12 protein-coding genes, 2 rRNA genes and 1 riboswitch (1 of these 15 running past the window's edge) are annotated in these 14,168 nt (G+C 40.5%); all 14 genes read left to right on the top strand.

Features of this window, described 5'->3' with window-relative positions; genetic code table 11:
• Window positions 1-1,724 (top strand): 23S ribosomal RNA (locus tag CSE16_RS19325) (it extends 1,203 nt beyond the left edge of the window).
• Between the two features lie 60 nt (window positions 1,725-1,784).
• Window positions 1,785-1,900, top strand: a 5S ribosomal RNA gene (gene rrf, locus CSE16_RS19320).
• Between the two features lie 138 nt (window positions 1,901-2,038).
• Window positions 2,039-2,737, top strand: coding sequence for a response regulator transcription factor (locus tag CSE16_RS19315; protein WP_099425385.1), 699 nt, complete (start codon window positions 2,039-2,041; stop codon window positions 2,735-2,737).
• Window positions 2,734-4,182 carry a HAMP domain-containing sensor histidine kinase gene (locus CSE16_RS19310; protein ID WP_099425384.1) on the top strand — a complete coding sequence of 483 codons (1,449 nt, stop codon included), beginning with the start codon at window positions 2,734-2,736 and terminating at the stop codon, window positions 4,180-4,182. Before CSE16_RS19315 ends, CSE16_RS19310 begins: the two co-directional genes overlap by 4 nt.
• A 4-nt stretch (window positions 4,183-4,186) precedes the next feature.
• The gene (locus CSE16_RS19305; RefSeq protein WP_157764864.1) at window positions 4,187-5,233 is read left to right on the top strand and encodes a LolA family protein; all 1,047 of its coding nucleotides are present in this window, start codon (window positions 4,187-4,189) and stop codon (window positions 5,231-5,233) included.
• Between the two features lie 147 nt (window positions 5,234-5,380).
• Window positions 5,381-5,566, top strand: a complete 186-nt coding sequence (locus tag CSE16_RS19300) for an NETI motif-containing protein (RefSeq protein ID WP_099425382.1) — start codon at window positions 5,381-5,383, stop codon at window positions 5,564-5,566.
• Between the two features lie 100 nt (window positions 5,567-5,666).
• Window positions 5,667-5,766, top strand: a riboswitch (purine riboswitch).
• Between the two features lie 164 nt (window positions 5,767-5,930).
• Window positions 5,931-6,419: a 5-(carboxyamino)imidazole ribonucleotide mutase gene (purE, locus tag CSE16_RS19295; RefSeq protein WP_099425381.1), complete on the top strand. Its 489-nt coding sequence runs from the start codon at window positions 5,931-5,933 to the stop codon at window positions 6,417-6,419.
• Window positions 6,416-7,540: a 5-(carboxyamino)imidazole ribonucleotide synthase gene (purK, locus tag CSE16_RS19290; protein WP_099425380.1), complete on the top strand. Its 1,125-nt coding sequence runs from the start codon at window positions 6,416-6,418 to the stop codon at window positions 7,538-7,540. The genes purE and purK overlap by 4 nt, the downstream gene beginning before the upstream one ends.
• Window positions 7,541-7,555: 15 nt before the next feature.
• On the top strand, window positions 7,556-8,857 hold the full coding sequence (gene purB, locus CSE16_RS19285) for an adenylosuccinate lyase (RefSeq protein WP_099425379.1): 1,302 nt from the start codon (window positions 7,556-7,558) through the stop codon (window positions 8,855-8,857).
• A gap of 30 nt (window positions 8,858-8,887) precedes the next feature.
• Window positions 8,888-9,598 carry a phosphoribosylaminoimidazolesuccinocarboxamide synthase gene (gene purC, locus CSE16_RS19280; protein WP_099425378.1) on the top strand — a complete coding sequence of 237 codons (711 nt, stop codon included), beginning with the start codon at window positions 8,888-8,890 and terminating at the stop codon, window positions 9,596-9,598.
• A 3-nt stretch (window positions 9,599-9,601) separates the two neighbouring features.
• The gene (purS, locus tag CSE16_RS19275; RefSeq protein ID WP_099425377.1) at window positions 9,602-9,847 is read left to right on the top strand and encodes a phosphoribosylformylglycinamidine synthase subunit PurS; all 246 of its coding nucleotides are present in this window, start codon (window positions 9,602-9,604) and stop codon (window positions 9,845-9,847) included.
• A gap of 3 nt (window positions 9,848-9,850) precedes the next feature.
• Window positions 9,851-10,534 (top strand): phosphoribosylformylglycinamidine synthase subunit PurQ, encoded by a 684-nt coding sequence (purQ, locus tag CSE16_RS19270; protein ID WP_099425376.1) that lies wholly within the window; start codon window positions 9,851-9,853, stop codon window positions 10,532-10,534.
• Window positions 10,521-12,758, top strand: coding sequence for a phosphoribosylformylglycinamidine synthase subunit PurL (purL, locus tag CSE16_RS19265; RefSeq protein ID WP_099425375.1), 2,238 nt, complete (start codon window positions 10,521-10,523; stop codon window positions 12,756-12,758). The genes purQ and purL overlap by 14 nt, the downstream gene beginning before the upstream one ends.
• Entirely contained in the window at window positions 12,734-14,152 is a 1,419-nt protein-coding gene (gene purF / locus CSE16_RS19260) for an amidophosphoribosyltransferase (RefSeq protein ID WP_099425374.1), read from the top strand. The genes purL and purF overlap by 25 nt, the downstream gene beginning before the upstream one ends.
• Window positions 14,153-14,168 lie beyond the last annotated feature (16 nt).

The raw sequence follows: 14,168 nt of genomic DNA, 5'->3' as shown, positions 1-14,168 counted from the left end.
CTGTGGATGCATCCGTATGGATGCGTGGTAGGAGAGCGTTCTAAGGGCGTTGAAGTCAGACCGGAAGGACTGGTGGAGCGCTTAGAAGTGAGAATGCCGGTATGAGTAGCGAAAGACGGGTGAGAATCCCGTCCACCGTATGACTAAGGTTTCCTGAGGAAGGCTCGTCCGCTCAGGGTTAGTCGGGACCTAAGCCGAGGCCGATAGGCGTAGGCGATGGACAACAGGTTGATATTCCTGTACCACCTCCTCACCGTTTGAGAAATGGGGGGACGCAGTAGGATAGGGTAAGCAGAGCGTTGGTTGTCTCTGTTCAAGCAGTAAGGCGTGTGTGTAGGCAAATCCGCACACTGATACGTTGAGCTGTGATGACGAGTCCGTATGGACGAAGTTCCTGATTTCACACTGCCAAGAAAAGCCTCTATCGAGGTGAGAGGTGCCCGTACCGCAAACCGACACAGGTAGTCGAGGAGAGAATCCTAAGGTGTGCGAGAGAACTCTCGTTAAGGAACTCGGCAAAATGACCCCGTAACTTCGGGAGAAGGGGTGCTCTTGAGCGTGCAAGCGCACGAGAGCCGCAGTGAATAGGCCCAGGCGACTGTTTAGCAAAAACACAGGTCTCTGCAAAACCGTAAGGTGAAGTATAGGGGCTGACGCCTGCCCGGTGCTGGAAGGTTAAGAGGAGTGGTTAGCGCAAGCGAAGCTACGAATTGAAGCCCCAGTAAACGGCGGCCGTAACTATAACGGTCCTAAGGTAGCGAAATTCCTTGTCGGGTAAGTTCCGACCCGCACGAAAGGCGTAACGATCTGGGCACTGTCTCAACGAGAGACTCGGTGAAATTATAGTACCTGTGAAGATGCAGGTTACCCGCGACAGGACGGAAAGACCCCGTGGAGCTTTACTGTAGCCTGATATTGAATTTTGGTACAACTTGTACAGGATAGGTAGGAGCCAGAGATCTCGGAGCGCCAGCTTCGAAGGAGGCGTCAGTGGGATACTACCCTGGTTGTATTGAACTTCTAACCCATGCCCCTTAACGGGGTAGGAGACAGTGTCAGGCGGACAGTTTGACTGGGGCGGTCGCCTCCTAAAGAGTAACGGAGGCGCCCAAAGGTTCCCTCAGAATGGTTGGAAATCATTCGTAGAGTGTAAAGGCATAAGGGAGCTTGACTGCGAGACCTACAAGTCGAGCAGGGTCGAAAGACGGGCTTAGTGATCCGGTGGTTCCGCATGGAAGGGCCATCGCTCAACGGATAAAAGCTACCCCGGGGATAACAGGCTTATCTCCCCCAAGAGTCCACATCGACGGGGAGGTTTGGCACCTCGATGTCGGCTCATCGCATCCTGGGGCTGTAGTCGGTCCCAAGGGTTGGGCTGTTCGCCCATTAAAGCGGTACGCGAGCTGGGTTCAGAACGTCGTGAGACAGTTCGGTCCCTATCCGTCGTGGGCGTAGGAAATTTGAGAGGAGCTGTCCTTAGTACGAGAGGACCGGGATGGACACACCGCTGGTGTACCAGTTGTCTTGCCAAAGGCATCGCTGGGTAGCTATGTGTGGACGGGATAAGTGCTGAAAGCATCTAAGCATGAAGCCCCCCTCAAGATGAGATTTCCCATTACGCAAGTAAGTAAGACCCCTGAAAGACGATCAGGTAGATAGGTTCGAGGTGGAAGTGTGGCGACATATGGAGCTGACGAATACTAATCGGTCGAGGACTTAACCACAATTTATTGCACAATTTCAATGAAACGTTTATCCAGTTTTGAAAGAACAATCTTTCATAGTGAAGTGATGATGGCAAAGAGGTCACACCCGTTCCCATACCGAACACGGAAGTTAAGCTCTTTAGCGCCGATGGTAGTTGGGGGCTTCCCCCTGTGAGAGTAGGACATCGCTTCGCAAAAATAAAAAGACTCAAAGCATAACGCTTTGGGTCTTTTTTTATTGTAAAAAAAAATGTTTATGGAAAAATAAAGAAAGTATAAACTTTGAAAATTCATAAAAATAACCTGTTATATTGATAATGGAGGGAATAAAGATGTTGCAACAAATATTATTAATAGAAGATGACTTTGAAATAGCAAGAATAATAAAAGATACGCTAAATAAAGAAGGTTATCATGTTGTCTTGGCGACAACAGGTTTAGAAGGACTACATGATTTTAAACAGGATCATTTTGACTTAGTGCTAGTAGACTGGATGATGCCAGAAATGGATGGTCTCACATTAATCGAGCATATACGTTTCGAAAGTGACGTCCCAATTATTATGATTAGTGCTCGCAATGCAGATGCTGATAAAGTACAAGGTTTGCAGGGGGCTGATGATTATTTAGCCAAACCATTTTCGTTAGAGGAGTTAAAGGCACGAGTTACTTCCCAATTACGTAGGTGGCAACGGTACAATAAAGTACAACAAATAGCAGAGATGGATGTTTATGTACAAGGATTAAAAATTAACTGGGCAACCGACTTGGTAGAGTTGAATGATTTCGAATTAGCGTTGACACAAAAGGAATTTGCGCTTCTAAAAGTATTAGCTCAAAATGCTGGGCAAATACTCACAAAAGAACAATTGTATCTACATGTGTGGCAACAATCAAGCTTTATGGATACGAACACTGTGACAGTCCATATTAAATCTTTACGAGAAAAATTGCAGGATCCTGTGAAAACACCGCATTTCATTCAGACGGTGTGGGGAAAAGGTTATCGGTTCATTGGTGAGATTTTATGAAAATAAAAACGTGGTTACTGCTTACGTATTTACTCGTAATGCTACTGCCTTTAGCTGGAGTGTATGGACTTTATTTATCAATTAATGATTATTACAAGGATAAACAGGTCACGGAATATTTTGAAAAACATTCGACACTCAATAAAATAAAAAAGGTTGTTAGTCAATATGAACTGTATCAGCGAGATGCAGATTTTACTGAACTAGAGGTACTAGTATCGAATGAAGTACAAATTACTCTTTATGGAGGAAATGGCCAAATTTTTTATACATCTAATCCAATAATTTCACAAGTTGGAAGTTATGAAAGTAAAAAGATATTGTTTCAAGGTTTATATGAGTTTAAGCAAAATTATCGTACCTTTACATACAAGGAACCCATTTATGTAAAAGGGAGAATAGTGGGCATTTATGAAGTCGTCTTGCTACGTACAGAATGGGTTGAACAGGTAAATAAGCAAACCTATTTAGTTGCAGGCGGCATTGTCCTATTTCTTGTAGTAATCTATGGAGGGGTAATTTTCTTTTTAAACCGTCGATTAAATCGCCCAGTGAAGGAGCTCATCCTTCAAATGAAGGCATTTGCTAAAGGTGAGAAAGTCCCTTCGAAATTGCATGAAAAGAAAGATGAGCTAGGTGAACTCGCGTGGAGCTTCCTTGTGATGCAGCAGGAAATTGAACTGGCACGTAAGCAAATTCAAGAGGAACAAGGACAAAAGGAATTTATGATTGCGAGCCTTTCGCATGATTTAAAAACGCCACTAACATCAATTCAAGCATATGCAGAAAGCTTGAAAAATGGACAGCTATCAAATGAGGAGAAACACGACTATTTAAAAGTAATTTTAACTAAATCGGATTTCATGAAACAAATGTTAGATGATTTAATGATGTATACATTGTTACAATCGCCTTCTTATGAATTGCATCTAGTGGAAGTAGAAGGTGAAGAGTATTTTGACATGCTACTCTCCGACTATGAGCAGGTAAGTAGGGAGAAGGGATTCTCGGCAAGTACGCTCATACAAATCGAGGGCATGTATGAAGTGAATCCAAAGCAATTGATGCGGGTAGTGGATAATCTATTAGCAAATGCTTGGAGATATACAGAAACGGGTGGTCGGATTGAAATTTATGCCTTTGAGCCACCTTTCATACCGACTGATTGTAAAAAATGGGTAAGATCTCATCTGACAAAACAAGAAGGCTTATATATGATTGTTCAAAATAGTGGAAAAGGGATTCCGGCAGAACAATGCCAGCAATTATTTGAGCCGTTGTATCAGCTCGATCAGGCACGTAGTCAAAATGGACAGCGAGGAGCAGGGTTAGGGTTAAGCATCGCACAGCAAATTATCGAGAAGCATGGTGGGAAAGTAGGAGTTGCTTCGCATGAAAAACAAGGAACAGCCATTATCTGTTGGATACCAAAAAAGGAGGAATAAACGAATGAAAAAATTAATATGCGCTGGTACGTTAGCAATGGGGTTATTATTAGGTGCTTGTAGTGAGGAAATGAGTAATTTATCGCCTCAGGAAATTTTAGATCAAGCTGTACAGGAAACAACAACACTACAAACCTACTATGGTGAGTATGTGATGGATATAGGAGATGGGCAGTCATCGACGGTTAAAGAATGGGTGAAGGATGGTAAACGTCGTGTGGAATTACAAGGCAGCGATAATGAACATATTATTACAGTGAATGATGGTCAGAAAATAATGATGCTAGATGTAGATAAAAATATTGTAAATCAATTTGATTTTTCAGATGAATCTAAACCTTTCGTAACCCCATCACTAAAAGAACAAGCTACAATGATGCTAAATATGATAGAAGACACGCATGACATTAAAGTTGCTGGTGAGGAAAAAATTGCAGGGCGTGATACCTATCATATTGTAGCAACAACAGAAGAAAAAAGTTTAATTGGTGATTTAGAAGTTTGGGTGGATAAAGAAAATTGGATGGTCTTAAAATCAATTACTAAAAGTGCAGACTTGGAGATGGTGTCGGAATATAAAGTAATTGATCTTTCACCTACCTTAGAGGATGAATTGTTTGTGCTGGACATTCCTGAAGGTGCTGTGGTAGAGCATCAAGATACGGATATTACTTTTGAACAAGTAGAGCTAGAGAAGGTAATTGAAAAGCTTGGCACATTTTTAATATTTACGGATGAGGATTTGACACTTGAAACAATTCAGGATTATGGCTCTGAAAAACGTCCGGAATTTGCATTTAATTATAGTAAAGATGGATCGAATTGGCTGGTGTTATCAATTTTACCTAAAGTACAAGTCGATGATGAAGGATCGCTAGGTGAAGAAAAGATAACGGTGCGAAATATAGAAGGTGAACAAATAGAGATGGGTAATTTCCGCTTAATTCAATGGTCAGAAGATAACTTAACATACAATGTTATGATCGAGAACCCAGATACTACATTTGAAGAAATATATGCGTACATTGAAAAGATGGAGCTTGTGCAATAGGAAAAAGCGTATTTGTCATTTTATAAATGATAAATGCGCTCTTTTTGTTTTGTCTATTTCTTGTTCTTTAGTTGAGGGCGGGGGAAAAATAGATAGACGCATGTTATAGTAAAGAAAATAAAAGAAAGACGGAAGGAATGAGTCATATTGTCTAAAAAACAGATTTGGTATGAAGTGCAAGAAAACGAGACAATTGAGCAATGTTTGGAAAGAATGAAGAAAGATGGTTATTTGCCATTTGGACGAAAAGAAGAACCTGTTTTTCATCTAGTAGATGGTGAACCGACTTATTTACGTCAAAAGATTATGTTTAAAGGCATTTTAAGCGAATAATTTAAAACATGTTACCAAAATCCGAACAATATCATTACCGAAAATTGTAACGTTCGCATTTTATCGTTGCTTTTCTTGTGAACCCTTGTTAAAATGACTAAAGGAAAAACATTAAACCCCACATATATGCTAGATAATATGGCTCTAGCGTTTCTACCCGAAACCTTAAATTTCGGACTATGAGGGAAAGCAACTTTTGGAAAAATTAGCAAAGGGTGTGTCTTCGAATGAAGTTATGTGCATATTCTTTCATCTTTAGGTCCTCAAGTGATTTGCTTTCTTTCAAATAGAGAGTAGATTATTTGGGGATTTTTTTTCAGTATAATACTGAATAAAGAAAGTTGTTTTAAAGGAGAGCAAAATGATGAATCCGAAAATCGGTGTTATTATGGGCAGTTCTAGTGACTGGGAAACAATGAAACATGCATGTGATATTTTAGATGAATTAGCAGTTCCTTATGAAAAGAAAGTTGTATCAGCACATCGTACACCAGACTTAATGTTTGAGTATGCAGAAGCAGCTCGTGGGCGCGGTATTCAAGTTATTATTGCGGGTGCGGGTGGCGCAGCACACTTACCAGGAATGGTCGCTGCGAAAACGACATTACCTGTCATCGGAGTTCCTGTACAATCACGTGCGTTAAATGGACTTGATTCATTATTATCAATTGTTCAAATGCCAGGTGGTGTGCCGGTAGCGACAGTCGCAATTGGTAAAGCAGGTGCAACAAACGCAGGTTTACTTGCAGCACAAATTTTAGGAGCGACGGATCAAGAACTAGCAAATAAGCTAGATGCTCGTCGTGAAGCAACGAAGGCACAAGTTTTAGAAAGCACAGGTGACCTAGTGTGACGAAGATGATCTATCCTGGGCAGACAATCGGCATTATTGGTGGCGGTCAGCTTGGTCGAATGATGGCAGTTGCTGCAAAAGAGGCAGGCTATAAAGTTGCTGTACTAGAGCCTACTATGGATTCACCATGTGGACAAGTTGCAGATATTCGTATAGTAGCACCATATGATGATGAAGCCGCATTAGAAGAATTAGCAGAAGTAAGTGATGTTATTACTTATGAATTTGAAAATATTGATTATGAAGGTTTAAAGCGTTTAACGGAAATTGCTTATGTTCCTCAAGGGGCTGAGTTAGTACGCATTACGCAAAACCGTGTAACAGAAAAAGCTGCGATAGTCGAAGCAGGCTGTCCAGTAGCACCTTATGTAGTAGCAGACACTTATGAGCAACTATGTGAGTCAATTGAACAAATTGGCTTCCCTTGCATCATTAAAACAGCTCGAGGTGGCTATGATGGTAAAGGACAGCAACTTTTAAAAAGTAACGATGATTTACCATTTGCCAAAAGTCTATTTGACCATTCACAATGTATTGCTGAAGGCTTTGTACCATTTACGAAAGAAATTTCGGTCATTGTTCAGCGTAACGGGCATGGCGAAACATACTGCTTACCAGTTGGAGAAAATATTCATGTAAATCATATTTTACATGAAACGATTGTGCCAGCTCGTATTACACATGACACAGCGACATTAGCCGAAGAGGCAGCGATGAAAATTGCGGATTATTTAAAGCTTGTCGGAACATTAGCAGTCGAAATATTTGTATTAGAAGATGGCAACATTGTTATTAATGAATGTGCACCGCGACCACATAATTCTGGTCATTACTCGATTGAGGCGTGCAATATTTCACAATTCACACAGCATATTCGTGCTGTATGCGGATGGCCATTACGTAAACCAAGACTGTGGGCACCATCGATTATGGTAAATGTACTCGGGCAACATGTTGTAGCATTAACAAACTCTATTTCAAAATATCCTGATTGGTCCATTCATCTTTATGGAAAAACTGAAGCAAAAGTAAATCGTAAAATGGGACATGTCACAATCATGACAGATGATTTAAATACTGCATTACAAAAAATCAAAGAATCTGGTATTTGGCCAGAATAGAAGGAGAATAATACGATGATTGAACGCTATACACGTCAGGAAATGGGTGCCATTTGGACAGAGGAAAATAAATATCGAGCTTGGTTAGAAGTAGAAATTTTAGCTTGTGAAGCATGGGCTGAAATTGGCGATATACCAAAAGAAGATGTTATTAAATTACGTGCGAATGCCGATTTTGATATTGAGCGTATTTACGAAATCGAAAAGGAAACGCGCCATGACGTAGTAGCGTTCACTCGCGCTGTATCAGAAACGAAAGCCTTAGGTGAAGAACGTAAATGGGTTCATTATGGCTTAACTTCAACAGATGTTGTCGATACAGCTCTTTCATATTTAATAAAGCAAGCTAATGAAATTCTTCGTAAAGATTTAAACAAGTTTATACAAATTATTGCCAAAAAAGCAAAAGAACATAAGAAGACCGTGTGCATGGGACGCACTCATGGCGTGCACGCTGAACCGACAACTTTTGGTTTGAAGCTAGCATTATGGCATGAAGAAATGAAGCGAAATATTGAGCGTTTCGAAGCGGCAGCAGCTGTGATTGAAGTGGGTAAAATGAGTGGTGCTGTTGGCACATATGCGAATATCGACCCTCGTGTTGAAGCATATGTATGTGAAAATTTAGGTTTAGCAGCAGCGCCAATTTCAACACAAACATTACAGCGAGATCGTCATGCACAGTACTTCTCGACATTAGCATTAATCGCAACTTCGATTGAGAAGTTTGCAACAGAAGTGCGTGGCTTACAAAAGTCAGAAACTCGTGAAGTTGAAGAAGGCTTTGCAAAAGGTCAAAAAGGTTCTTCAGCAATGCCACATAAACGTAACCCAATCGGTTCTGAGAACATGACAGGTATGGCTAGGCTGATGCGCGGTTACATGGTCACAGCATTTGAAAACGTGTCGTTATGGCATGAACGTGATATTTCACATTCATCTGCAGAGCGCGTCATTATCCCAGATGCAACGATTACACTGAACTATATGTTAAATCGTTTTAGCAATATTATTGAAAACTTATCAGTATTCCCAGAAAATATGAAGCGTAATATGGAGCGTACTTTCGGGTTAATTTACTCGCAACGTATCCTACTTGCACTTATTGGTAAAGGTTTAGTTCGTGAAGAAGCGTACGATACGGTTCAACCGTTAACAGCACGCTCATGGGATGAACAAATTCAGTTCCGCCTATTAGTAGAAGCAGATGAAAAGATTACTTCTTATTTATCACCAGAAGAAATTAATGATTGCTTCGATTACAACTATCACATTCAAAACGTCGATTTAATATTTGAACGTTTAGGTCTTAACTAATCAACTACTAACTTTTTGGAGGAATACGTCATGAATAAAGGTCAACTTTTGTACGAGGGTAAAGCGAAACGATTATATCAAACGGAGGATCCAGAAATCCTTTTCGTTGAATATAAAGACAGTGCGACTGCGTTTAATGGTGAGAAAAAAGCCGAAATCTCTGGAAAAGGGAATTTAAATAATCAAATTACGACATTAATTTTCGAAAAATTACAAGCAAACGGAATTGCGTCACATTTCGTGAAACGTATTTCAAGTAACGAGCAGCTTGTACGAAAAGTCGATATTATTCCAATTGAAGTTGTTACGCGCAATGTTGCTGCAGGTAGTTTAGCGAAACGTCTTGGCAGTGAAGAAGGTACACCATTAAAACGTCCAATCATTGAATTTTATTTTAAAGATGATGCGTTAGGTGATCCGCTGATTACAACAGAACATATTGAAATTTTAGAAATCGCTACACCAGAAGAAGTACAAGATTTATATGACAAAGCCTTACATGTGAATGAAGTGCTACGTCCAATCTTTACAGAAGTTGGTGTAACATTAGTCGATTTTAAATTGGAATTCGGTCGTGATGCAGAGGGCAATATCCTACTAGCAGATGAAATTTCACCGGACACTTGTCGTTTATGGGACGCAGAATCAAATCAAAAGCTGGATAAAGATGTATTCCGCCGTGATCTAGGCAGTATTACTGAAGTATACGAAATTATTTTAAACAAACTTGGAGGCAAATAAGTCATGAAGAAAGTTAAAATTTACGTAACATTAAAAGAAAGTATTTTAGATCCACAAGGTTCAGCAGTACAAGGTTCATTAACGAAAATTGGTTTCGGTGAAGTAACGGATTTACGTATTGGTAAATATTTAGAAGTAACAATCGCAGATACAGACCGTGATATCGATACAATTGTAAAAGAAATGTGTGAAAAAGTGTTAACAAACACTGTAATCGAAAACTACCGTTACGAAATCGAGGAGGCATAAGCAATGAAATTTGCAGTACTCGTTTTCCCAGGGTCTAACTGTGATATCGATATGTATCATGCAATTAAAGATGAACTGGGCGAAGAAGTAGAATATGTTTGGCATACTGAAACAGACTTAAGTGGTTTTGACGGAATTTTAGTTCCAGGTGGCTTCTCTTATGGAGATTACTTACGCTGTGGTGCTATGGCCAATCAATCTAATATCATGGTAGAAGTGAAGAAAGCAGCTGAAGCGGGCAAACCAGTGCTTGGTGTATGTAATGGATTCCAGATTTTAACGGAAGCGGGATTACTTCCAGGTGCCCTTTTACGTAACAAAAACTTAAAATTCATGTGCCGTACTGTTACTTTAAAAGTTGAAAATAACAACACGTTATTTACAAATCAATATGAAGCAGGCGAAGAAATTCAAGTGCCAATCGCTCACGGTGAAGGGAACTACTACTGTGACGAAGAGACATTAGCAAAATTAAAAGCGAATAACCAAATCGTATTCACATATGCAGGTGACAATCCTAATGGTTCTTTAGAAGATATCGCAGGAATTACAAACGAGCGCGGTAATGTACTTGGAATGATGCCTCACCCAGAGCGTGCAGTTGATGCACTTGTAGGTGGCGCGGACGGATTAAAGGTATTTAAATCAATTGTTAAGCAGTGGAGGGAACAACATGTCAACAACTAATTTTGAGCCATCACCAGAGCAAATTAAAGAGCAACGTCTTTATGCGGACATGGGGATGTCAGATGCAGAGTTTGATTTAGCAATAGAAAAATTAGGTGGACGCCTACCGAACTGGACTGAAACTGGTCTTTTCTCAGTAATGTGGTCAGAACACTGCTCTTACAAAAAATCAAAGCCAGTATTGCGTAAATTCCCAACAAAAGGTCCTCAAGTTCTACAAGGACCTGGTGAAGGTGCTGGTATTGTTGACATCGGTGACGAGCAAGCTGTTGTATTCAAAATGGAATCACATAACCATCCATCTGCAATCGAGCCATACCAAGGTGCAGCAACAGGTGTTGGTGGTATTATCCGTGACGTATTCTCAATGGGTGCACGTCCAATCGCAATGCTTAACTCACTACGTTTTGGAGAACTAAAAACAGCGCGTGGTAAGTATTTATTTGAAGAAGTTGTTGCAGGTATCGCAGGCTATGGTAACTGTATCGGTATTCCAACAGTAGGCGGCGAAATTCAGTTCGACCCTTGCTATGAAGGAAATCCACTTGTTAACGCTATGTGCGTGGGCTTAATCGACCATAAGGATATTCAAAAAGGGATTGCCGCTGGTGTAGGTAACACAGTAATGTATGTTGGTGCAAAAACTGGTCGTGACGGGATCCACGGCGCGACATTCTCTTCTGAAGAATTATCTGAAGATACAGAAGAAAGCCGCTCAGCAGTACAAGTTGGTGACCCATTCATGGAAAAACTTCTTCTTGAAGCGTGCCTAGAAGTGGTTAAATCTGACGCATTAGTTGGGATTCAAGATATGGGTGCTGCGGGTCTTACATCATCTTCAGCAGAGATGGCTTCTAAAGCTGGTACTGGTGTAGAGATGAACTTAAACTTAATCCCGCAACGTGAAACGAACATGACAGCATACGAGATGATGTTATCTGAATCTCAAGAGCGTATGTTAATCGTTGTAAAAGCAGGTCGCGAGGAAGAGATTAAAGAGATTTTTGAGAAATATGATTTAGATGCTGTAGCAGTTGGTCATGTGACGGATGATAAAATGTTACGCTTAATCCACAACGGTGAGGTAGTAGCGGAAATTCTTGCTGATGCACTTGCTGAAGATGCACCGGTGTACAATATGCCAGATGCAGAACCAGCTTACTTTGCTGAGTTCCAAGCAATGGAAAATGTTGAACCAACTGTAGCAGATTACAAAGAAACATTAACGGCACTACTTAAAGCACCAACTGTTGCTTCTAAAGAGTGGGTTTATGACCAATATGATTACCAAGTACGTACAAGTACGGTGGTAGCACCAGGTTCTGATGCAGCAGTGGTTCGTGTACGTGGCACAAATAAAGGTCTAGCGATGACAACAGATTGTAACTCTCGCTACATCTATTTAGATCCAACTACAGGCGGGAAAATCGCGGTTGCTGAAGCAGCACGTAATATCGTATGTTCTGGTGGACAACCACTTGCAATTACAGACTGTTTAAACTTCGGTAACCCAGAGAAACCAGAAATTTTCTGGCAAATTCAAAAGTCAGCTGATGGTATTTCAGAAGCATGTTTAGCATTAGATGCACCAGTAATAGGTGGTAACGTATCAATGTATAACGAGCGTTCTGGTGAAGCAGTTTACCCAACACCAACAATTGGTATGGTTGGTTTAATAAAAGATTTAGCACACGTAACAACACAAGAAGTGAAAGCTGCTGGTGACGTTGTGTATGTAATTGGTGAAACAACAACAGAGTTTGGTGGTTCTGAATTACAAAAATTAATTAACAACGGTAAAATTTCTGGGAAAGCACCTGCAATTGATTTAACAGTAGAAGCAGCTCGCCAAAAAGCAATCTTAGAAGCAATTCAAGCTGGTTTAGTTCAATCTGCACATGATGTTTCTGAAGGTGGCGTAGCCGTGGCTTTAGCTGAAAAAACATTTAGCGCAAAAGGCTTAGGTATTCAAGCAACAATTGAAGGTTCAGCAGTTACCGCTTTATTCGCTGAGTCACAATCTCGTTTCATCTTAACGGTTAAAGAAGAAAATGCAGAAGCATTTGAAAAAATCATTACAGATGCGAAAAAGGTTGGCGTTGTAACAGAAGACGCAAGCATTAAAATCAATGGTAACCAAGGAGTATTAGTTGAAGGTACTGTGGATGAATTCCGTTCGGCTTGGAAAGGAGCAATTCCATGCTTGCTGAAATCAGAGGCTTAAATGAAGAATGTGGTGTATTTGGTATTTGGGGTAATCAAAGTGCAGCTCACTTAAGCTACTATGGCTTACATGCGTTGCAACATCGTGGACAAGAAGGAGCTGGTATCGTCACAACTGACGGTAAACAGCTTCAGGCTGTACGCGGAGAAGGACTTGTTAATGATGTATTTAATGAAGATAAATTATCTAAAGTTACGGGTCATGCAGCAATTGCCCATGTACGTTATGCAACAGCAGGTGGTAAAGGAATAGAAAACGTTCAACCGTTGTTATTTCGTTCATCAACAGGTTCATTAGCGATTGCACATAACGGTAATCTGGTAAACGCAACGCACTTAAAGCAATATCTGGAGCGCTCTGGTAGTATTTTCAACTCGACTTCAGATACGGAAGTAGTCGTGCATTTGATTAAAAAATCATCGCATTCACCGTTCCGTTCAAAAGTGAAAAATGCTCTATCTTTATTAAAAGGTGCCTTTGCAATTATTTTATTAACAAATGATAGCATGATTGTGGCGCGTGACCGTAACGGATTACGACCGTTATCATTAGGTAAATTAGGCGATGCATACGTGGTAGCTTCTGAAACATGTGCATTTGACTTAATCGGAGCTGAATATGTTCGTGAAGTAGAGCCTGGTGAATTATTAATCATTTCAAACAATGGCTTAGAAGTAGATAGCTTTGTTGAAAAAGATAAACGTACTATGTGTGCAATGGAGTATGTCTACTTTGCACGTCCTGATTCAAATATTGACGGCATTAATATTCATATGGCACGTAAACGTATGGGCAAAGAGCTTGCAAAAGAATGCGCACATATTGAAGCAGATGTTATAACGGGTGTTCCGGATTCATCGATTTCAGCAGCAATTGGTTTTTCTGAAGAGAGCGGAATTCCATATGAGCTTGGACTTATTAAAAACCGTTATGTTGGCCGTACATTTATTCAGCCAACGCAAGAGCTGCGCGAGCGTGGAGTGAAAATGAAGCTTTCACCAGTTGTTCAAGTTGTAAAAGGCAAGCGCGTAATCATGGTAGATGATTCAATCGTACGTGGGACAACTTCTAAGCGTATTGTCCGTATGTTAAAAGAAGCGGGTGCAACAGAAGTACATGTTGTCATTTCATCTCCACCAATGACAGATCCTTGTTTTTACGGAATCGATACGTCAACACATGAGGAGCTAATCGCTTCAAGTCATTCGGTTGAAGACATAAGAGTAGCAATTGAAGCGGATTCATTAACATTTTTATCAGCTGATGGCTTAGTTCGTGCAACAGAACGACCATTTGAAGACGAGAATGCTGGTCTATGTATGGCATGCTTCACAGGAAAATATCCAACAGAAATTTTTCCAGATACAGTTTTACCACACGAAAAAGAATTTTAAGAAGGTTACCTAGTTG

Origin of the sequence: Solibacillus sp. R5-41, from assembly GCF_002736105.1 — a bacterium.
GTDB lineage: Bacteria > Bacillota > Bacilli > Bacillales_A > Planococcaceae > Solibacillus.
The sequence above is the reverse complement of the archived record's forward strand: the minus strand, read 5'-3'. Positions and strand labels throughout refer to the sequence as shown.